This is a genomic window from Dyella sp. 05T440 (genome assembly GCF_056395965.1).
This window is the reverse complement of the sequence record NZ_JBFTKN010000008.1, coordinates 11,988-34,077: the sequence shown is the minus strand read 5'-3', so window position 1 is coordinate 34,077 and position 22,090 is coordinate 11,988. Positions and strand designations below refer to the sequence as shown.

At 63.0% G+C, this 22,090-nt stretch carries 15 protein-coding genes; 13 read left to right on the top strand and 2 right to left on the bottom strand.

The genetic code is table 11. The features are described from left to right. Positions 1-462 precede the first annotated feature (462 nt). The 3 genes from AC1DE1_RS12050 (at position 463) to ssb (ending at position 4,626) form a co-directional block, all read left to right on the top strand. Complete coding sequence (locus tag AC1DE1_RS12050) at positions 463-3,129, top strand: ATP-binding protein (protein WP_477176677.1); 2,667 nt, start codon at positions 463-465, stop codon at positions 3,127-3,129. Next, positions 3,126-3,818: a response regulator gene (locus tag AC1DE1_RS12045; protein ID WP_477176678.1), complete on the top strand. Its 693-nt coding sequence runs from the start codon at positions 3,126-3,128 to the stop codon at positions 3,816-3,818. Before AC1DE1_RS12050 ends, AC1DE1_RS12045 begins: the two co-directional genes overlap by 4 nt. Positions 3,819-4,050: 232 nt before the next feature. Continuing rightward, entirely contained in the window at positions 4,051-4,626 is a 576-nt protein-coding gene (gene ssb, locus AC1DE1_RS12040; RefSeq protein WP_477176679.1) for a single-stranded DNA-binding protein, read from the top strand. A 152-nt stretch (positions 4,627-4,778) separates the two neighbouring features. Here ssb and AC1DE1_RS12035 read toward each other — a convergent pair whose 3' ends face one another. Continuing rightward, entirely contained in the window at positions 4,779-5,603 is an 825-nt protein-coding gene (locus AC1DE1_RS12035; RefSeq protein WP_477176680.1) for a fumarylacetoacetate hydrolase family protein, read from the bottom strand. A 176-nt stretch (positions 5,604-5,779) separates the two neighbouring features. On the opposite strand from AC1DE1_RS12035, the gene cynR reads away from it, so the two are divergent. Together cynR and AC1DE1_RS12025 are read left to right on the top strand one after the other, a co-directional pair. Next, on the top strand, positions 5,780-6,667 hold the full coding sequence (gene cynR, locus AC1DE1_RS12030) for a transcriptional regulator CynR (protein WP_477176681.1): 888 nt from the start codon (positions 5,780-5,782) through the stop codon (positions 6,665-6,667). Between the two features lie 164 nt (positions 6,668-6,831). Next, on the top strand, positions 6,832-7,383 hold the full coding sequence (locus tag AC1DE1_RS12025; protein WP_477176682.1) for a cytochrome b: 552 nt from the start codon (positions 6,832-6,834) through the stop codon (positions 7,381-7,383). A gap of 362 nt (positions 7,384-7,745) precedes the next feature. Here the strand turns inward: AC1DE1_RS12025 and AC1DE1_RS12020 are convergent, their stop codons facing one another. Beyond that, a complete protein-coding gene (locus AC1DE1_RS12020; RefSeq protein ID WP_477176683.1) occupies positions 7,746-8,270 on the bottom strand; it encodes a gluconokinase in 525 nt (174 codons plus the stop codon). Positions 8,271-8,465: 195 nt separating this feature from the next. On the opposite strand from AC1DE1_RS12020, the gene AC1DE1_RS12015 reads away from it, so the two are divergent. From AC1DE1_RS12015 to AC1DE1_RS11980, 8 genes are all read left to right on the top strand, one after another. Beyond that, complete coding sequence (locus AC1DE1_RS12015) at positions 8,466-8,981, top strand: RNA polymerase sigma factor (protein WP_441605266.1); 516 nt, start codon at positions 8,466-8,468, stop codon at positions 8,979-8,981. Continuing rightward, positions 8,974-10,089 (top strand): FecR family protein, encoded by a 1,116-nt coding sequence (locus tag AC1DE1_RS12010; RefSeq protein ID WP_477176684.1) that lies wholly within the window; start codon positions 8,974-8,976, stop codon positions 10,087-10,089. Before AC1DE1_RS12015 ends, AC1DE1_RS12010 begins: the two co-directional genes overlap by 8 nt. 129 nt (positions 10,090-10,218) lie before the next feature. Next, positions 10,219-13,017 (top strand): TonB-dependent receptor, encoded by a 2,799-nt coding sequence (locus AC1DE1_RS12005; protein WP_477176685.1) that lies wholly within the window; start codon positions 10,219-10,221, stop codon positions 13,015-13,017. A gap of 73 nt (positions 13,018-13,090) precedes the next feature. Then, positions 13,091-14,620: a CehA/McbA family metallohydrolase gene (locus tag AC1DE1_RS12000; RefSeq protein ID WP_477176686.1), complete on the top strand. Its 1,530-nt coding sequence runs from the start codon at positions 13,091-13,093 to the stop codon at positions 14,618-14,620. 127 nt (positions 14,621-14,747) lie between these two features. Next, positions 14,748-16,184: a DUF1254 domain-containing protein gene (locus tag AC1DE1_RS11995; protein ID WP_477176687.1), complete on the top strand. Its 1,437-nt coding sequence runs from the start codon at positions 14,748-14,750 to the stop codon at positions 16,182-16,184. Positions 16,185-16,537: 353 nt separating this feature from the next. Then, the gene (locus AC1DE1_RS11990; protein WP_441605271.1) at positions 16,538-17,575 is read left to right on the top strand and encodes an HAD family hydrolase; all 1,038 of its coding nucleotides are present in this window, start codon (positions 16,538-16,540) and stop codon (positions 17,573-17,575) included. Between the two features lie 98 nt (positions 17,576-17,673). Then, positions 17,674-19,344, top strand: a complete 1,671-nt coding sequence (locus tag AC1DE1_RS11985) for an arylsulfatase (RefSeq protein ID WP_477178431.1) — start codon at positions 17,674-17,676, stop codon at positions 19,342-19,344. Between the two features lie 211 nt (positions 19,345-19,555). Next, the gene (locus AC1DE1_RS11980) at positions 19,556-22,069 is read left to right on the top strand and encodes a spermidine synthase (RefSeq protein ID WP_477178430.1); all 2,514 of its coding nucleotides are present in this window, start codon (positions 19,556-19,558) and stop codon (positions 22,067-22,069) included. The last annotated feature ends 21 nt before the right edge of the window (positions 22,070-22,090 follow it).

Genomic DNA, 22,090 nt, shown 5'->3' with positions numbered 1-22,090 from the left:
TCGATCGGCTGCCGCCGCTCGAGTCACTTTTCTTTTGCTGGCCCACGCACGCGCAGGAGCGCGTGCGAACGGCGAAGCCGGCCCGAAGGGCGGAGGGCAGGATGCCCGGAGTAAAAGAAAAGTAACCCAAAGAAAATGGCCTGATAACGCCCGCAGCATCGTGCTGGGATAAGCCCGAACGCTCGAGGTGCGTCGTGATCGGACAACCTCCGAGGGTACACAGGGGATACTCCAAAGCGCTGCGCAACGCGCCCTAATCCCTGAGGACTTAAAGCGGAGGCTCGCTTCGCATTGCCCTTTGTTTGCCAGGTTTCGCGGTGCATTGCACTTCTCCCTCTCCCCTGTGGGGCGAGGGTTGGGGTAAGGGGCGGGTGCTCGCGGTAACGTTGCTATCTGCTTGAAGCACTATCCGCACCGAACCCCAAGTCCTACCCTTATCCCATCACATCCCCAACGACACCCATGTCCGAACCCACTCGCGAAGCACGTGCCGATGCCCTGCTGGATGCCATGCAGGAAGAGCGCACGCGCCGCTTGAAGATTTTCCTTGGCGCAGCGCCGGGTGTGGGCAAGACCTACGCCATGTTGTCTGCGGCGCGGGAGCTAAAGCGCCAGGGCATCGATGTGGTGATTGGTCTGGTGGAGACGCATGGGCGGCAGGAAACGGCTGCGCTTCTCGAGGGGCTTGAGCAGCTGCCGCGCCGCAAGGTGAATTACAAGGGGCGCGACTTCACCGAGTTCGATCTTGATGCGGCGCTCGCGCGACGCCCCGACATCATCCTGGTCGACGAACTGGCGCATACCAACTTGCCGGGCGGTCGCCATGAGCGTCGATGGCAGGATATTGCCGAGCTGCTCGAAGCGGGCATCGAGGTGTATTCCGCGCTCAATGTGCAGCATCTGGAAAGTCTCAACGATCAGGTGCGTCGGATCACCAACGTCACCGTGCGCGAAACGGTGCCCGATGCTTTCCTTGATCGTGCACGCGACATCGTGCTGGTCGACCTGCCGCCGCGCGAGCTGATCCAGCGCTTGAAGCAAGGCAAGGTCTATGTGCCCGAGACGGCGGCGGCGGCGCTCGATGCGTTCTTCTCGCCGACCAACCTGGTCGCCTTGCGCGAGCTGGCGGTGGATACCGTTGCCGGTCATGTGGACAGCGATCTGCGCGAACATATGCTCGCGCGCGGCGGCGCGATGCCGGTGCGCCGGCGCGTGCTGGCCGCCATCGATGGTCACTCGCAGAGCGAGTATCTTGTACGTATCGCTCGCCGCATTGCCGAACGGCGTGGCGCACCGTGGAGCGTAGCCTTCGTCGATACGGGCGCCGCTTTGGACAAGGCGCGCAGCGAGCGACTGGATGCGGCCATGGGTCTCGCGCGTCGGCTCGGTGGCGATACGGTGATATTGCGCGGTCACGCCATCGCGGATGAACTCATCGCCCATGCCGATCGCGAAGGCATCGGCCAGATCATCCTTGGCCGTACGCGCGAACGTCCGCTGGCACGCATGCTCGGCCGTTCGCTGACCCAGCTGCTGTTGCGTCGTGGCGCGCATCTGGAACTCACCATCATCGCTACGCCGGCCGAGCGGGCAAAGTCGCGGCTGCGCCTGCGTATGCCGGGAGGGTCCGGACGTCGCGGCGAATACATCTATGCGACGCTCGCCACGCTGGTGGCATTCGGGTTGTCGTTCATCGCCGACCGTTACCTGTCCGTCGCCAACCTCTCACTGATCTTTCTCACCGCCGTGCTGGTGGTGGCCGTGAGGACGCGCATGGCGGTGGCCGTCTATACGGCGTTGTTGTGCTTCATCGGCTACAACTTCTTCTTTGCGCCGCCACGCTACACCTTGATGATCGCCAACTTCGACGATGTGCTGGCGGTCAGCCTGTTCCTCGTCGCCGCCCTGGTGGCGAGCCGCCTGGCTACCAAGCTGGCCAGTCAGGTCGAGTCCCTGCGCACCGCCCATGCGCAGGCGCGCGCCCTGCTCGCGCTCGGGCAGCGGCTTTCCACCAGCACCGATGCCGAAGGTATCCGACGCGTGGGCGCTTCGGCGCTGGCGCATGTCATGCGCTGTGAGGTGGCGGTGTTGGCGCGCGACGCGAGCCAGGTGTTGCGCGTGGTGGCGTCGTCGCCGCGTGATTTCGATCTGACCTCGCAGGATCTGGGTGCGGCCGAGTGGAGCGAAAAGCACTCGGAGCAGGCGGGCCGCTTTACCGACACGCTCAACGCGGCGCCTTGCTGGGTGTTGCCGCTGGGCAGCGACGACAATCATCTGGGCGTCGCCGCACTGCGCCTACCCGCGGGGCAGGGCGAACCGTCCACCGACGAGCGCAGCCTGGCACTGACCATGGTGCAGGACATCGGCCAGGCGCTGCAGCGCGCACGCTTGGCCGAGGAACTGGAGGGCGCGCGCGTGCAGGGCGAGACCGAGCGTTTGCGCAATGCGCTGCTTTCCTCGGTGTCGCACGACCTGCGTTCGCCGCTGGCCTCGATGATTGGTTCTGCCGGCACGTTGTCCAGCTATGGCGACCAATTGCCGCCCAGTGAACGCCAGGAATTGCTGGAAGCCATTCTTGGCGAAGGGCAGCGGTTGGACCGTTACATCCAGAACCTGCTCGACATGACCAAGCTCGGTCACGGCACGCTCAAGCTCAATCGCGACTGGACCGATGCCGCCGAAATCGTCGCCGCGGCCACCACTCGTTTGCGCAAGCTGTTTCCCGACCTCAAGGTCGACATTGAGCTGCCGCCGCAGACCTTGCTGCTCTACGTGCATCCGGCCCTGATCGAGCAGGCCTTGTTCAACATCCTGGAGAATGCCGCGCGCTTCTCGCCGCCGGGCCAGGCCGTGCGCGTGGTCGTGCGTCCCAAGGGCGAGCAGATACAGATCGATGTGGTCGATCGTGGGCCGGGCATCCCGGAAGACGAACGCGCCCGCATCTTCGACATGTTCTACTCCGTATCGCGCGGCGATCGCGCGCCGCAGGGCACCGGCCTTGGCCTGGCGATCTGCCGCGGCATGATCGGCGCGCATGGCGGCAGCGTGGAGGCCTTGCCGGGCGACGGCATTGGCACCACCATTCGCATCACCTTGCCGCTGCCGGCGCCGCCGACCAACCACGCATGACCTCCGCCGCACGTGTCCTGGTCATCGACGACGAGGCACAGATCCGCAAGTTCCTCGACATCGGCCTGCGCGCCGAGGGCTACGAGGTATTGCTCGCGGCCAATGCAGCGGAAGGCCTGGCCCTGGCCGCGACGCGTTCGCCCGATCTGGTGATACTCGACATCGGCTTGCCGGACCGCGAAGGGCATGAAGTGCTCGCCGAGTTGCGCCAGTGGACGCACGTGCCCGTCATCATGCTTTCCGTTCGCGATTCGGAAAGCGAAAAGGTAAAGGCGCTCGACGCCGGCGCCAACGACTATGTGACCAAGCCTTTCGGCATCCAGGAGCTGATGGCACGCCTGCGCGCACTGCTGCGTACCCGTCAGGGTGAGCCCGAAGCGATGCAGCGCTATGACGACGGCAGGCTCGTCATCGACCTTGGTCGGCGCGAAGTGTGGCTCGAGGGCGCGCAGCTCTCGTTGACGCGCAAGGAGTACGCCGTGCTCGCGCTGCTGCTGCGCCACGCCGGTCGCGTGGTGACCCAGCAGCAGCTGCTGCGCGAGATCTGGGGCGCCACCCATACCCACGACAGCCACTATCTGCGCATCGTGGTGGGCAAGTTGCGCCAGAAGCTGGGCGACGACCCGACCACCCCCCGCTGGCTCAAGACCGAGCCGGGGGTGGGCTACCGGTTTATCAGCGGGGTCTGAGCCGCCTGCTCGGGTGTCGCAGCCCCTGAGAGCGCTTAGTGATCTGATTCCCGGACGTTTTTTCGTCCACCCCGCACGTTGGGGCAGGGCGAAGGCTGGCTCGATTCACGGTTCCCCGGCGCAGGTCAATCCTGTCTTCCGCGCCCGGGGCACGGTTATGATGGCCGCCGGACCAACATCCCGGTGCTGACTGCCCAAGAACGCAGCGCCGGCTCACAGAGGAAACCCATCCATGGCACGTGGCATCAACAAAGTCATCATCGTCGGCAACCTCGGCGCCGATCCGGAAACCCGCTACACCGGCAATGGCACGGCCATTACCAGCATCCGCATCGCGACTTCCGAGAACTGGACCGACAAGCAGAGCGGCGAGAAGCAGGAACGCACCGAGTGGCACCGCGTGAAGCTGTTCGGCCGCCTCGCTGAAATCGCCGGCGAATACCTGAAGAAGGGTCGCCAGGTGTATATCGAAGGCTCTCTGCGCACCGACAAGTACACCGACAAGGACGGCGTCGAGCGCTTCAGCACTGACATCATCGCGGCCGAAATGCAGATGCTCGGCGGCGGTACGGAAGGCGGCGCGGCCGGCAGCGGCGGCGGCAACTTCCAGCGCGCCCAGGGTGGCGGTGGTGGTGGTGGTGGCGGCCAGCAGCGCCAAGGCGGCGGCAACTACGGTGGCGGCCAGGCCCGCGGCGGCGACAATTTCGGCGGCGGCTCGCGTGGTGGCGACAACCAGGGCAACCAGCAGCGCCAGTCGGCTCCGCCGGCACAGAACAACAGCTTTGATGACGACGATATCCCGTTCTAGGGCATACCCTGGAACGGCCAGACGGTCTTGAAGCATGAACCCCCGATTTTTCGGGGGTTTTGCTTTTTTGCGACTGGCGTTTTCTGCGCCGGTGGCGATGCGTTCGTCTCGCCTGGCGACGGAGCGCCGTCAAGATCCATGATCGCGAACGCTCAGCGGCGGATCTCGTGCCGCTGCGCACCCAGATGCGTGATGCCGCATTCAAGAACATCGCCCACCTGCATGAAGCGATTCTTGCCGAAGCCGACGCCAGGGGGCGTGCCTGTTGCAATCAGGTCGCCCGGCAGCAGCGTCATGTGGGTCGAGAAATAGGCCAGCATGTCGTTGATGGAGAAAAGCATGTCGCCGGTGTTGCCCTGTTGCTCATAGTTGCCGTTGAGTTTGGTCCACACATCGAGCGTCATGCCGTCGATACCGGTGGTCAGGTACGGGCCCACGGGGGAATAGCCGGGGCGCGACTTGGCGCGTACCAGATGCTGCTGGCCTTGCTTGTCGACCTGGGTATCGCGATCGGAAACGTCGTTGATGCACACGAAACCGAAGATATGGCCAGGTGCATCCCCGGCCGTGATATCGGTCGCTTCGCGCCCGATCACGATCGCCAGTTCCACCTCCCAGTCAAGTTTCACATTGGGATTGGGGCCGCGCGAGATCGGGTCATTCGGGCCTGACAACGAACTGGTGGCTTTCATGAAGACTTCCGGCTCGGTCGGCGGCGTCATCTTGAACTCTTCGATGTGCTTGCGGTAATTGAAGCCGGTAGCGGCAACCTGGCGAATATCCGCGATGGGCGAGAGGAAGCTGAAGTCGCCATCGACAGGAGAGAGGACGGTCGTATCGACCGCGTTCAAAATGCCGCTGCCAATGGCATCCGCGGTGATGTCAGGCAGGATCGGACGAAGATCCAGGTGCTTGCCATCCTTCAGGATGACCGGGACGACGCCGTTGCTGGTGAGGACTCGCGCAAACTGTTGCATGGTCAAATCTCCACTGATCGATGGCTACGTTCCGCATGGCGGACGTGAGCGAGGCTAAGCATGGCTCTGGATAGGCAGACGATGCACCCAGTGCTCGCCTGGTGAAAAAGTTACGGCGTCGAGCTATAACTGTCCAAGACCGATTTCTTAGCGTAGCCATAATCTGGGGGTTATAGGTGACCGTCCTGCGCCATGTCCGCTATCTCAAGGCGGTTGTCGAGCATGGGAGCTTTACCCGCGCGGCCCAGGCGCTGCATGTTTCGCAGCCAGCGCTGTCACAACAGATCAAGGAGCTGGAAGAGCGCGTGGGCGCGCAACTGCTCGACCGTTCCGGCCGCAAGGTCCGCGCTACGGATCTGGGAGCAATCTACCTTCAACATGCGGCGCGCGCCTTGGAGGAGTTGGATCAGGCGACGCGTGCGGTCCGCGATGTCGAGGATCTTTCCACGGGAACATTGCGACTGGGCGTGACACCCAGCGTCGCCAGCTATTTCATCGGGCCGGTGCTTCAGCGCTTCCGCAAGCGCTACCCCGGCATAACGCTGACGGTCCGCGTTTCATCGCAGGAAGTCATCGAGCCGGCACTGCGTGACGATGCGCTGGATCTGGGCATAGGCTTTGGAGACCTTCCCGCGGAAGACATCGAGGCGACGCCGTTGCACGAAGAGCGTCCCATGTTGATCGTCGGCAAGGGGCATAGGGACGCGCATAAAGCGATGGTAACGGCCAAGGAGTTGGCACAGATGCCCTTGGCCATACTCGATACATCGTTCTCCACGCGCAGGCTGGCTGACCAGTATTTCCATGGGAAGAATCTTCGGCCGACCATCATCGTCGAAGCAAACTCGATCGAGGCTCTGATGGAGATCGTGCGCCACAATGACCTGGCAACGCTCCTGCCAGCCAATGTCGTACGGCCGGGGCTCGTGTCGATAAAACTGCAGCCCGCACTGGGGGCGCGTCGCGCTGCTCTGCTGCGCCGCCGTAGTGCCTATTGCTCTGGAGCGACGCGTGCCTTCATTGCCATCGCGCAGGATGTCGCCGAAGGATTTGTCGGGAAGTAGGGCGGCTCAAGGACGGGTGGCCTCGGGCACCCGATCCTCTCAGGGACGCGCGCTCAGCCGCGCTTGCGCTTGCTGGAATAAATCGGACCGCGGCCCGGTTATGTGGATAGCGCCTGGCATCGAAGGGCTTGGCGCTCAGTCCATTCGACAAGGTCCCTATCCCCATGCTGGTTCCCGTATCTGCCGCCCCAAGCTACACACGCACCGCCAAAGTTCTGCATTGGCTGGTGGCTCTGTTCATACTGACTAACCTGGTCATCGGGCTGCGGATGGAGCGATTCCCTGGCTACTCTCACAAGTCGCCGGAGTGGAACAGCATCTTGTTCTGGCACGGCTCGATCGGAGCAGTCGTGCTATGGCTGGCGGTAGCGCGGATCATCTGGCGTCTGGGCCACCGACCGCCGCCGCTGCCGGGCAGTATCCCGTCCTGGCAGGTGGGGATAGCGCACAGCGTCCATGGCTTGCTTTATCTGGCCATGCTGGTGCTACCGCTTGCCGGCTACGCGCATCGCGTCGCCGGTGATCACCCGGTCAGTTTTTTTGGTCTATGGAATTGGCCAGATCTTTTCGCCCCCAGCGAGTCGCTGCGCGTTCTGTTCGGGACCATCCACGTCGATCTCGCTCTGGCGCTCGGCGGCCTTCTCATCCTTCATCTCGGCGCAGTCCTGAAGCATCTGCTGATCAATCGCGATGGCGTAGCCAAACGGATGTTGTGATTGGCTGCAAGTGACGTTCGCCTGCTGCCGCATTAGATCGCACGAAATTGAAGGGAGGGTCGAGGCATGCGCTACCGAAACAGTCTGGGATTGCGTGACATCGCCTCACTCAAGGCGTTCTACAGCGACATCCAGCCGATGCGCACGCATGGGGCGAAGCCACTGGCGAGCGTACTAGCTAGATCCGGTGTCGACGTCTTCTTGGTGATAGCTGGATTCATCATCTACCACGTCACGGGGCGATCGGCAGCACAGGTCGCCATCGCGAGCCACGCATGGGCGTTCCATCAGTTCGCAAAAAGGCGGATCGGCTTACTCAGGTGCCACTTGCTGAAGGGAGCATCGGCGCGCTGCAGATAGCGTCAGCGATCGCGTGGGGTCAACGCATTGCCTGCGTTCCACCAGCGCTGGGCTAGATCGATGATGACGTGTAGTGGATCGGTGCCACTCACGCTCAATACCCGCGGCTCCGCCGTTGGAGATTCGAGATCACGGAACTGGCTCTCAACCAACGTAGCGGGCATGAAATGACCGGAGCGAAGGCTGACGCGCTCGGCGGCGGCTTCGGGTGATACTTCAAGATAGACAAAGCCGAGCTCCGCCACGCCGGCGCGCAGCGTATCGCGATAGCGGCGCTTGAGTGCCGAGCAGGCGAGGACGGCGACCTGGCCGGTGGCCGTGACACTGGCGAGCTCCGCGGCCAACTGCTCCAGCCAGCCCTGGCGGTCGGCATCTGTCAGCGCGATGCCGGCCTTCATCTTTTGCACGTTGTGTTCGGGATGGTAGGCGTCGCCTTCGATCATGCGTGCGCCGATGCGTTCGCTCAGGGCGGCGGCAACGCTGGTCTTGCCGCAGCCGGAGACGCCCATGACGACGATTGCGCGCATCGGGTTTTGCATGCATGACATCCCGTGACTGAGTGGTGGCCCGCGTCGCGCCGAGCTCCCCGAGGATACTGTGACCAACACCACCATTGTCATGCACAGGCCATCGAAGTCACGAAGCCGTCATAACACCCCCCTAGGCTCCGTGCCGTCTGAGTGCCGTAGCCTTCCTCGGCGAACACGGTCGAAGGAGGAGCGGTGCGGGAAAAGCATGGGGCGTGGTCGGCGTTGTTCGCGGAGAAGGGCGCGACGCTGAGCAAGTACTTCCTGCGCCGCGTGGCGCATCGCTGGGATGCGCAAGACCTCGTGCAGGAGGTTTATCTGCGCCTGTTGCGGATCGAGCCGGCGGATGCGGCCAATATCCGCAGCCCGGAGGCCTATCTGTTCACGGTGGCCGCGAACCTGGTGAAGGAGCATGCCGTGCTCCGCCAGCAGGCGCCGCTGGGCAGCGATGAGCTGGAGCAGGTGGTGGAGCAGCTGGCTGCACCCACCAATCTCGAAGCGGACATGGACAGCGACCTTCGCAAGCAGCGCCTCGGCGTGCTGATCGATCGCCTGTCGCCCAAGTGCAAGGCTGTGCTGATCATGCATTACCGCGACGAGATGTCGTATCGCGAAATCGCCGATCGCATGAGCATCTCGACCAGCATGGTGAAGAAATACGTCGTGAAGGGCCTGGCGGCGTGCCGGCAAAGGATGGCCGACTATGAATAATTCCTCGCAATTTGACGCCGCCCGGCAGGCGCGTCGCATCACCGAGCAGGCGGTGTCCTGGTATATCGAGCAACAGGAGCCGTTGACGGAACGCCAACGCGTGGCCTTCCTCGGCTGGCTGCGCGCTTCGCCGCGCCACGTGGCGGAGTATTTCGCGGTGGTGCAGATGCACGGCGACTTCAAGGCCGCGGCCGCGCTGAAGACGCTCACGGTCGAGCAGCTGGTGGATCAGGCTGGCCGCGATAATCCGGTGGTGATGTTTCCCCTGGTGGGCAGCGCCATTCGCAAGGAAGACGTGGCGCGGCCCGGACGGGCCCGTCGGGCGGCGATGCGTGTGGCCGCACTGGTGGCGGCGGTAGTGACGGCATGGTTTGGCGTCGGTTACTGGCGCGATGCCAACGGCCTGGTGGAGCGGAGCTTCAAGGGCGACGTGGCGGCGGTACGTGCCGTCACCTTGCCCGACGGCACCCTGGTGCAGCTGGATCGAAACAGCGTGATCGACGTGCATTTCGATGGACGCTTCAGGCGCATCGAGGTGATCAAGGGCAACGCGTTGTTCGACGTGGGCAAGGATGCGCGTCGACCCATGCTGGTCAACGTGGGCGGCCATGTGTTGCAGGACATCGGCACCGTCTTCGATGTGAAGCGCGATGCCAGCGGCGACACGCTCACCGTGATCAGCGGTCGCGTGCGCGTGCTCAATGCCGCCGATGAATCGAAGCAGGGCGGGCTCGCGGCGCTGTTGAACGCCGATCCGGTGGCGGATCTCACCACGGGGCAGCAGATTTCGCTGAATGTCTCGGGCGCGATCATCAAGCAGCCTGCGCAGGTGGCCAAGGTCACTGCGTGGCTGCCATCGGAGATTCGCTTCCAGCACGAAACCATCGGCAACGTGGCGAGGCGCTTCAATGCCTACACGAGCAAACCCCTGGTGATCGAGAACGCAAGCATCGCCGATGAACGTATCAGCGGCATCTTCCACGCCAACAATCCGCAGGCGTTCGCGGCCTACCTTGCCACGCTGCCGGATGTGCGCGTCGTGGAAGAGAGCAACCGCGTGCGCATCGTCGCCTCGAATCAAACTGACACGAAAGCCGGGCGCCTGTAAGAAAAGATTCATGCAATCGGAGGTGCCCGGTTGCGCAAAACGAGGCTCTTGAAAGGTATAGGCCGAAAAAAACGCAGCAAGCGTCACAGACCGGCCAGTCATCTACCTCACTCAAGGTTGTTACTCCTCATGCGCAATCGATTGGCATTACAAATCGCCCTCGTGCTCGGCGTCACTCTTCCGCTGGCCACGTTCGCCCAAGCCAACGCCACGGTGCACACCAGCGCCATCGCAGCGATGCCGCTGTCCAAGGCGCTGGAGAATTTCTCGCACGAAGCGGGCATGCAGGTGGTCTATGGTTCGGAGATCTCCGACACCATCCGCAGTCCCGGTGCCGACGCCGGTCTGCCGCCGGAGCAGCAGTTGCGTCAATTGCTGGCAGGCACGGGCCTGAGCTACCGCCTGGTCACGCCGAACACGGTGACGATCGTCCCGGGAAACGTGGCAGCCAATGCGGGCAATCCGGCCTCCGCTGCGGTGACGACGGCCGGTAGTGCAGGCGTTGCAGCGGCGAGTGATGCGACGGTCGCGTCCGGCAATGGCAAGACGACCAAGGATCTGGATCAAGTCGTGGTGACGGCGCGCTCCGGCGTGGATGAGCGCACCAAGGCCCAGACCAGCTACTCGATCACCACCATCGACGAAGATCGCCTGCGCATGCAGAACCCCACCAGCGTCACCGAGGCGCTGAAGTCGGTGCCGGGTTTCTGGGTGGAAGCGTCGGGCGGCGAAGCGAGCGGCAATATCCGCGCCCGCGGTATTCCGGTGGACGGCTTTGGCTCGGTGAACCTGCTCGAAGACGGTATTCCGGTGCAGCACGATCCGGCGCTTGGTTATCTCAATGCGGATCAGGCGTTCCGCCTGGATGAAACCATCGATCGCATCGAAGTGGTGCGCGGTGGTCCGTCGTCGATCTTCTATTCGAATGCGCCGGCCGGCGCGATCAACTTCATCCCGCGCCAGGTGGGTGAATCCGCCGAGGGCCTGGTGAAGTACACCTTGGGCAACTACGGGCTCAACCGCCTGGACTTCTGGTATGGCACGCCGATCGGCGATGGCTGGAAGCTGAGCACCGGTGGTTTCTATCGCCAGGACAACGGCATCCGCAGCCCGGGCTTTACCAACGACCAGGGTGGCCAGCTGCGCGCCACGCTGTCCAAGCAGTTCGAGAACGGCAGCCTCAGTTTCGATATCAAGCGCCTGGACGACAAGGTCGCGCTGGACCTTGGCATCCCGATGTATCGCAATGCCAGTGGCGACCTGCAGGCCGTGCCGGGCTTCAACGGCAACTACGGCACGCTGGCCGGCCCGGAGACCGAACACATCCAGATGATCCAGGGCAACGGCAGCCTGTACAACTTCGACAACAGCCTGGGCACGCAGGTCAAGCGCACGCAGTTCACGGTGAAGTTCGACTACAACCTGGGCGACGGCTGGAAAATTGCCGAAGACCTGCGTTACAGCGATACGGATACCGTGCGCAACGGCGTCTATCCGAATGCGGTGCAGACCACGGGCGATTTCTTCACCACCGCACAAAAGCAGCTCACCAAGTACTACCCGAACGCCGCCGGCATGCAGCTGCAGTATGTGGACAATGGGCAGGCTTACAATGCCAGCCCGAACAACGGCCTGGTCGTGACCGGTGGTCTGCGCGGCATCACCATGCCGATGAACGAGTTCACCAGCGACACGCGCCTGCTGCGCAAGTTCGAATTCGGCGACCAGACGCACGATGTGACGTTTGGCTACTACTACGCGCACTTCAACCAGAGTTTCGACCGCTATTCGTCTACCGCCATCCTCACGGCGACCGACAATGCGCGCCTGCTCGACGTGGTCGCCGTGGATGCCAACGGTAACGCACTGGGCAAGCTGACCAACAACGGCATCTATGGCTACGGCTACGAGTGGGCGCATGCCAGCGGCACATCCAGCACCAATGCGTTCTACGCGTCCGACGAATGGCAGATCAACGACCAGCTGCGCATCGACGGTGGTGCGCGCTGGGAGCGCGTGAACACCACCGGCTGGACGGAGCTGTCGCAGAACGTGAATCTTGGCACGCCGCCGACCAACAATATCCTCACCGGCACCGGCCAGTTCGTGGATTACGACCACAGCTTCAGCAAGCTGGGCTGGACCTTGGGTGCGAACTATCAGTTCAGCGAGCACCAGGGCGTGTTCGCGCGTTACACCTCAACCTTCCGCCTGCCCAACCTCAGCTCGTACATCACCACGCCGACCGCCACGCCGATCACGCAGACGATGATCTTGCCGGAGATGGGCTACAAGTACAGCAACCGTTACATGGATGCGTACGCCACGCTGTTCTACACCAAGTACAACAACGTCAGCTTCAGCAACTACGTGTTCGATCCGAACAGCGGCGTGTCGACCCCGCAGACGGGTTACGCCAACACCGAAACCTACGGTGTGGAACTGGAAGGCACGTTCTATCCGTCCAAGTATTTCGACGTGCAGTACACCGCGACCGTGCAGGATCCCAAGTACAAGGGGCTGACCTATACCACGGTGACGGCGGGCGCGCCGGTGCTGCTGGACTATGACGACAACCAGCTGATCCGTGTGCCAAAGAACAGCTTCCGCGTGGTGCCGGGCGTGAACCTGTTCGACGACAAGCTGCGCCTGCAGATGTCGTACGAGTATGAAGGACGGCGCTATGTGGATACGGCCAACTCGGTGGTGCTGCCGCAGTACCACACCATCGGTTTGAGCGCGCGCTACCAGATGACGCCGGAGTTGTCGTTCTTCCTGTACGCCGACAACCTCAACAACTCGCTCGGCCTCACCGAAGGCAACCCGCGTGCCGGCGAACTGGCGAGCAGCGATGCGACCAAGAGCGTGTTCATCGCACGACCGCTGCTCGGTCGATCGTTCCGCGCCTCGGTCATGTACCGGTTCTGATCTCGTTTGACGTCCTGCGCGTCGCTCCGCATGGCGGCGCGCGGGACGGTTGTCCTGTTTCGGGAAGCAAGCAATGAATGAGAGTACGCGTGGCCGTCTTGGGTATCTGGCGTTGGTGGCGCTGTGGCTGGCCTTGCTGGGCGTGGCGTGTGCCACGGAGAGCGCGCCGGACGTGGTGTTGCACGGCGAGTTGATCGGCAGCGACAACCATAGTTACCGCGAGGTGCCGTTCCAGGTGCCGGCGGGCGTCAATCGCATCACCGTGCAGTTCGAGTCTACAGGGCGCGCCGAGCACACCACGATCGACCTGGGGCTTGAAGATCCCGATGGTTTTCACAGCCAGCAAGGACTGCGCGGCTGGACGGGCGGTAGCAAGCAGCTGTTCACCGTGGGCGCGGTCGATGCGACGCCGTCATTCGCACCGGGTCCAACCCAGCCGGGACGCTGGGCGCTACTGCTCGGTATCCCCAATATCCGTCCCGCGTCGAAGGCTCAGTACACGGCCAAGATCTGGTTTGGCCATCCGGGAGATCCGGCGTGGTTGCCTGCCGTGCTCAATCCACCGCTGCGCAAGGAGGCCGGCTGGTATCGTGGCGACTTGCACATGCATGGCGCGCATAGCGATGGCAGTTGTCCCACGCAGAGCGGCGACGGGCGTGCACCGTGCCCGCTGGTCTTCACCGTGGAAGATGCCGCCAGGCGCGGACTCGACTTTATCGCGCTGAGCGATCACAACACGGTGTCGCAGGCCAACGACATCCGCGAACTGCAGCCGTACTTCGACCATCTGTTGCTGATACCTGCGCGCGAGGTGACCACCTTCCAGGGGCACGCGAACCTGTTCGGCACCACCGAGCCGCTGGATTTTCGCCTGGGCAGCAAGTCCGTGCCTGACTGGAATGCCTTGCTGACGCAGGCTGAAGCTTTGCACGGCGTGTTTTCCATCAACCATCCCATCCGTCCCAACGACGAAACCTGCATGGGTTGCGGCTGGACGCCGGAAAAGCCGGTCGATATGCATCTGGTGCAGGCCATCGAGGCGGTCAACGGCATCGACGCCAGGAGCCCGCAGCACACCGGCATTCCGTTTTGGGAGGAGCAGCTTAACCACGGCTACCACCTGACCGGGATCGGCGGCAGCGACAACCACAATGCGAAGGTGGCCTTGCCGTTTCCCGGCGGCAGCATGGCGATCGGTCTGCCGACCACGGTGGTTCACGCAAGCGAGTTGTCGATGAAGGCCATCCTTGATGGCATTCGCGCCGGGCATGTTTTCATTGATGTGCAAGGCACCCGCGACCGGGCGATCGATGTCGTGGCGACCGTGGGTGAGCATTCCGCGGAAATGGGCGATGCGTTGAGCGCGCCGGCCGGAAGCACCGTTCGCATCACGATGCATGCCGACGCGTTGGATCAGGCGCATGCGGAGATCATCGTGGATGGAAAGCCCTTCCAGCCAAAGGAAGATCTGGCCATTCGTGAAGCGAAGCAGAGCTTGTCGTTCGATTGGAGCAGCGATGGAAGGCGACACTGGTTGCGCGTCAATGTGCGTGGCGCCGATGGCAGCCTGTTGATCGTCGGCAATCCGATCTACCTCAATTGATGGCGCGCATGGCCGCAGTCAATCGCTTCCTCCCGGCCCTGATTAGGTAGAACTACGGAGGCATGATCCGGGCGGCTTGTCTCAAACTGGTGCAAGCACCACTCGTTGGATGACGAGGATTGAGGCCATGAAAGCGCTCCTGCTGTCGACCGCGATGGTGACCAGTCTGGCTCTTGCGTCGGCGGCGACGTGGAGCACTGCTCTCGCGGCACAAGCGTCAAGCCCCAAGGATATCCAGCAACGCACGATTGCCCGGCGGGCGGCTGAGGCGGTGATCTGGGGCATGCCGGCAGTCAACTATCAGTTGATGCAGGATGCGTTCGAGAAGCTGCAGGGCGGTGGGAACCAGGTCGCCTATTGGTCGCGGCCGGTCAACTGGAAAGACCAGACGCTCACGCCCAATCCCGACACTATTTATTTCATGCCGTTCTACGACACCAGGAACGGCCCTGTCGTGATGGAGATCCCTCCGGCCGAGGAGGGCGCAACCATTACGGGTAGCGTGGACGACAGTTGGCAAAACGCGCTGGAAGATGTGGGCCCGGCCGGTGTCGACAAAGGCAAAGGCGGCAAGTATCTGATCCTTCCGCCGGGGTACAAGGACAAGGTACCGGCGGGCTATATTCCGATGCCGTCCGACACCTATCGCGGTTTTGCCATCCTGCGCTCCAACCTCAAGAGCGGCAGCGACGCCGATATCGACAAGGCTGTGACGTACGGCAGGCGCGTCAAGTTCTATCCGCTGTCGACGGCCAACAAGGCTGGCGGCGCCGAGACCAGGTTCGTGGATGTGTACGACAAACCGTTCGATGCCACCATCCCTTATGACAGTCGATTCTTCGAGGCATTGAATCGCTTCGTGCAGGCCGAGCCCTGGATCACACGCGACAAGGCGATGATCGACATGCTCAAGTCGCTGGGCATCGAGAAGGGCAAGTCGTTCAACCCTTCCACCGAGACCAGGCAGGCCTTCGATGCAGCTGCGCTGGAGGCGAAGGCGGCGATCGATCTGGGATACGAGCAGGCGTTCGTCCCGCCGTTCTTCGACAACACCCATTGGGCGTTGCCCGCCGCGCAGGACACGCTGGCAGGGATGATGACCACCTTCAGCAACCCCGATAGCTATCCGATCGATGGCCGCGCCGTGATTTACTCCATGGCGTATTTCAGCACCAAACATCTGGGCGCCGGGCAGTTCTATCTGCTGGCGATCAAGGATGCCCAGGGCAAACGCATGGAAGGCGGGAAAAACTACCGCCTGCATGTGCCGGCCAAGGTGCCTGTCAAACTCTATTGGTCGGTGACGGCGTACGACGGCGAAAAGCACGCACTTATCCGCAATATGCGCTGGGCCAGCCGCGGTTCGAATACGCCGGGCCTGCAAACCAATGCCGATGGATCGGTCGATATCTATTTCGGCCCCAGGGCGCCGGGCGGGAAGGAGGCCAACTGGGTTCCTACCGATCCCGCGCGTCCCTTCGAATTGCTGTTTCGCTTCTACGGGCCGGAGAAGGCGTTCTTCGACAAGCTCTGGAAGTTGCCGGACGTCGAGCCTCAGGCGTAAGGGCCTGCGACACCGACGCAGACAAGAGCGGCGACCTGGACAGCACGGGTCAGCCCAGGACTTATTCGTCGCGGGTCGGCGCGACCTCGCGAGCATCTTCTTGCGTCCCGAGTCTCCTCGACAGCGAACGCCGCGCGATACAGCACAAGGGACGTGCCGAGTAATTTTACGTACACCACGTACGTAGTCTCTCGGATTGTCAGACCCCTCCAAATTCGCGACCGTGATGGCTGGCGCGCTGCCTCTGCGCCGGGGCGCCCAGCCTAGGCTGCGCCCATCACGGATCTCAGCTGCCAGCTTGCACGGCGGCCGCTTGATACAGCGAAGGATCGGATATGTCGGGAGTAATTCGAATGCACGATCTAGTCCGCGCCGGCGGGACGCCGGCACGCAGGACGCTTGCCTGTCGCTGGGCGGCACTCTGTCTGCTCGTCGCCATGGCTTGGACCAACGCCTGCATGGCCGCGCAGGATCCCTTGCCTTCGTGGAACGATGGCGCGACCAGGCAGCAGATCGAGAGCTTCGTCAAGAAAGTCACCACCGACGGTACGCCCGATTTCGTGGAGCCGGCAAAACGCATCGCGGTGTTCGACAACGACGGCACCTTGTGGGCGGAGCAACCGGCCTACTTTGAATTCTTCTTTGCGCTGGACCAGGTCAAGGCTCTGTCGCCGCAACACCCGGAATGGAAGACCACCGAGCCATTCAAGTCCGCGCTCGCGGGCGACATGAAGGGTCTCGCGGCATCGGGTGAGAAGGGCATACTCGAACTGGTGGCGGCCACGCATTCGGGCATGACCACCGATGAGTTCGCGCGCAACGTGAACCAATGGGTGTCCACGGCCCGGCATCCGAAGACGCATAGGGTGTTCACCGAGATGGTGTACCAGCCGATGCTCGAGTTGCTGCACTACCTGCGCGACAACGGCTTCAAGACGTACATCGTGTCCGGCGGCGGACAGGATTTCATGCGCGCCTGGGTTCCGGCGGTGTACGGCATTCCGCCGGAACAGATCATCGGCAGCCAGGGCGAACTGAAGTACGAGATGCAGAACGGCAAGCCTGTGCTGATCAAGCTGCCCAAGGTGGCGCTGATCGACGACGGCCCCGGCAAACCTGTCGGCATCCAGCGCTCGCTCGGCGTCAAACCCATCTTCGCCTTCGGCAACTCCGACGGCGACCAGCAGATGCTCGAGTGGACGGCCTCGGGCGATGGTGCGCGCTTTGCGGGCCTGGTCCATCACACCGATGCGGCGCGCGAGTGGTCGTACGACCGCCAGTCGAAGATCGGCAAGCTCGACAAAGCACTGGATGAAGCCACGGCCAGGCACTGGACCGTGGTGGACATGAAGAACGATTGGAAAGTTATCTACCCCGCTGAAAAGCAGTAGCGCAAGAGACGGCGCAGGGCATTGGGCGCCGTTGCGGCATGAACGATGTGTCACCGTTGGCTGCCTTGCGCAGTCGTGAAGCACATGAGGAGGTTCCCATGTTTCGCCCGTGGCAGCGCAGCAGATTGTTGACATCGATCACCACGGTGGTCGCGACGGCATTGCTCGTCGTGGCTGCCGTGACCATTCAACCGCTCACGGCCAAGGCACAGCCGCCGGCCCAGGACCAGCAGCAGAATCAGTCGGACAACGGCAAGCCCAATATCCTGGTGATTTTCGGCGATGACGTAGGGCAGTCGAACATCAGCGCGTATTCGATGGGCCTGGTGGGCTATCGCACGCCCAACATCGACCGCATCGCCCGCGAAGGCATGATCTTCACCGACTATTACGCCGAGAACAGTTGTACGGCGGGCCGCTCGACCTTCCTCACCGGTCAGACGGTATTGCGGACGGGTCTATCGAAGGTCGGCATGCCCGGCGCCAAGGCCGGTCTGCAGGACCGCGATGTCACCATTGCTCAGGCGCTGAAGGGTCAAGGCTATGCCACGGCGCAGTTTGGCAAGAACCATCTGGGCGACCGCGATGAATTTCTGCCGACCAGGCATGGCTTCGACGAATACCTCGGCAACCTCTACCACCTCAATGCCGAAGAAGAGCCCGAGCGTCCGTACTGGCCATCGAATGATCCGAACTTCCTGAAGGTCTACAACCCGCGCGGTGTGATGCACACCTTCTCGGATGGCAAGATCCAGGACACCGGTCCGCTCACCGTCAAGCGCATGGAAACCATCGACGACGAGACGACGGGCGCAGCGATCGGCTACATCCAGAAGCAGGCTCAGGCCAAGCAACCGTTTTTCGTCTGGATGAACTTCACGCGCATGCACATCTTTACCCACGTGCGTCCGGAGTACATCGGCAAGGCTGGCCTGGGCAAGGGTCATGAGTACGCCGATGGCATGTGGGAGATGGACCAGAATGTCGGCAAGCTGCTCAAGACACTCGACGACGCCGGCATCACCAAGAACACCATCGTGGTCTTCACCACCGACAACGGTCCGAACTTCTTCACCTGGCCGGATGCAGCCAATACGCCATTCCGCAGCGAGAAGGATTCGAACTGGGAAGGTGCCTTCCGCGTACCCGCCATGGTTCGCTGGCCGGGTCATATCCGTCCCAATACGGTGAGCAATGCGCTGATGTCTGGCCTGGACTGGTTCCCGACCCTTGTGGCGGCGGCCGGCGAAGGCGACATCGTGAACAAGTTGGCCAAGGGCCTGAGCATCGGTGGCAAGTCGTTCAAAGTGCATCTGGATGGCTACAACTTCCTGCCGTATCTGACAGGGCAGAACAACACCAGACCGCGCGATGAGTTCTTCTATTTCGACGACGATGCGGAGCTCGTGGCGGTGCGATGGGATCCGCTGGAGCCCGGCGCCGTCACGCCGGATGCTTGGAAGGCCGTGTTCTGCGAACAGCGCGCACCCGGTGGCCTGCAGATCTGGATGGAGCCGTTCACCTGCCTGCGTTTGCCCAAGCTCTACAACCTGCGCATGGATCCGTACGAGCGTGCCGATATTGGTCCGACCACCGGTTACTACCGTTGGGAGACTGAAAACGCCTACGTCACGGTGGAAGCCAACCTGCGCGCCGCGCGTTTCCTGGCAACGTTCAAGGACTATCCGCCGAGCCAGTCGCCTGATTCGTTCACCATCGACAAGGCGGTCCAGCAGCTGAAGATGGAACTGCAGAAGCAGGGCAAGTAATGACCGGCGAGAGGTGGCATCAACGCCACTTGTCCTAAGTCAAAGGCAGGCTGCCCGCATCCGTGCGGGCAGTCTGCGTTTTGGCAGACTTTGTCTTCGATGTGACGGTGCGCAAGGCGCGCTTGCCCGCGGTTACTTAAGTAGCTCTACGCAGCGCGCCTGGTCCGTATACTCAAATGACATACCGTCCCGCGCGAGATCCATGCCCGCCATGAAGCCGCCACGCGTTGGAAAACATGCCTTTGTGGCGCTGCCCGTCAACGCCGCCACAGCGCACTGGTCGGCCGCCCTGTTGTTCGGCTCGGGCGCCGCGTCGCTGGTCTATCAATTGCTGTGGATCAAGCAGCTCTCGCTGGTGGTGGGCGTGGAGGTCTATGCCGTCACCATTGCCGTGAGCGCCTTCTTCGCGGGACTGGCCATCGGTGGTGCGTGGTGGGGACGTACCGCCGACGGGCTCTCTCATCCCTTGCGTCTTTATGCATGGCTTGAAGTGGCAGTCGGTGTGCTTGGGGTGGGGGCGACCCTGCTGCTGCCGCACAGTGCCGAGCTCTTCGCGCAGTGGGAGCAACGGGTCGGTTGGCTCGCCTGGCTGCTTCCCTTCGTGCTCGTGGGCGCACCTGCGGTGGCGATGGGAGGCACGCTGCCTGTGCTGGTACGCGCCAGCGCCAGCGACAGCGTGGCCGGCACGGGCGGGCGGCTCTACGCGGCGAACACCGCAGGGGCCATTACCGGCGTGCTGGCCGCGCCGTTTGTATTGCTTCCAGCGCTTGGCGTGCAAGGAACGGCGCTGGCTGCGGCCGCCGTCAACGCGATTGCTGCTGCCGTGGCGTGGATGCTGGATCGTCGTCATGCCTTCGTACCGCCGGACAGCAAGGAAGCGCCGGTGGCGTCCAGTCGTTCCGCGCGCCTCGCGCTAACGCTCTATGCCATCGCCGGCGGCATCGCGCTGGGTTACGAAGTGATCTGGTCGCAGACCGTCGTGCAGTTCATGACCACGCGCGCCTTCGCGTTCGCCATGATGCTGGCCGTCTATCTGTTCGGATTGATGCTGGGCAGTGCGATCCACGCGCGTTTCGCCGATCGCGTACGCAACGGATGGTTCGTCTTCGGCGCGCTTATCGCGCTGGCGGGCCTCGTGGCTTTACTGCAGGTCAGCGTGCTGGGCGAGTGGTTGCCGGCGCTGCAGAGCCAGGCGGCCAATGTGATGACGAGCCTCACCGGCAGTCGCCTCGCTGCGATGTGCGCGCGATTTGTCGTGGCCGCCATCGTGGTCGTGCTGCTGCCGACGCTGCTCCTTGGCGCCGCGTTTCCGGCGGTGCTGCGGCTATACGCGCAACCGGGACGCAGTGGCCGAGGTGTGGGTTTCGCAGTGGCCGTGAACACACTGGGCGGCATTGCCGGCACCGCACTGGCGGGCTTCGTGCTGGTGCCGACGTTTGGACTGGTGCGTTCACTGGCCTTGCTTGCCATCGCGGCGGCGGTGGTGGGCGTGACTGCAGTGTTCGCGGGTTCCACATCGCGCGATCGATCGCGCTGGATCGTGCTCGCCGTGGGCGCCTGCACGTTGGTGATCGCGATACTGACGCCGCCACAAAAGCTCGCCACGTTGTTGGCGCAGGTACGCGGGGGCGAGCTCACCTATTATCAGGAGAGCCGTGGCGGCACGGTGGCAGTACTGGCACAGGGGCAGGGCGACAGCCGCTTCCATCGACTCTATATCCATGGCGTGTCCAACTCGGGTGACACGCTGCCCTCCCGGCGCTATATGCGCCTGCAGGCCTTGTTGCCGCTGATCATCCATCGCGGTGAGCCGCATTCGGCGCTGGTGATTGGTTTCGGCACCGGTATCACGGCGGGCGCACTGTCGCAGTATCCCGGCCTCACCACGCGCGTTTGCGCCGAACTTCTGCCTGCGGTGGTCCATGCCGCAGCGCAGTTCAAGGGCAATTACCAGGCGGGCAGCGACCCGGGTCTCGATATCCGTCTGCGCGATGGGCGCCGCGAACTGCTGGCCAACCCGCAGACCTATGACGTGATCACGCTGGAGCCGCCGCCGCCTTCGGCCGCCGGCGTGGTGAACCTGTATTCGCGCGATTTCTATCAGCTGGCATCGCGGCGTCTCGCGCCGGGCGGCATCCTGGCGCAATGGTGGCCCATCGCCACGCAGAACGACGAGGATTCGCGCGCCATGGTACGTGCCTTCCTCGATGCCTTCCCGCACGCCACGCTGTGGACCACCGAGCTTCACGAAATGCTGCTGGTTGGGTCCAACGAGCCGATCGAACTGGATGCGGCACGCATCGCGCAGCGCTTCAACCAACCGTCTGTGGCCCAATCGCTTGGCGACGTTGGCGTGGCTACGCCCGCTGCGCTGCTGGCGACGTGGGTCACCGATCGGGCCGGCCTGGAGCGCTACGCCGGCGATACTCCCGCGGTGACCGACGACCGTCCGAGCATCGAATACGGGACATGGCTGCGGCGCAACGAAATCGTCCGCGTACTGCCGGAACTGGTGACGCTGCGCACCGAGCCGCCGCTGCACGGGGCCGACGACCAACTGATCAATGCCATGCGCACGCAACGCGACGTGCTGTTCACTTTCTACGCGTCAGGGTTGGCTGCGTATCAGGGCGATCGCGACCATTGGTCAGAAGCCCTCGGTCTGGTCATGCAGGCGGACGGCCAGAACCCCTATTACCGCTGGATCGCTGGCGGCGGACCGTGATGCGGTGGGCGACGGAGAGCG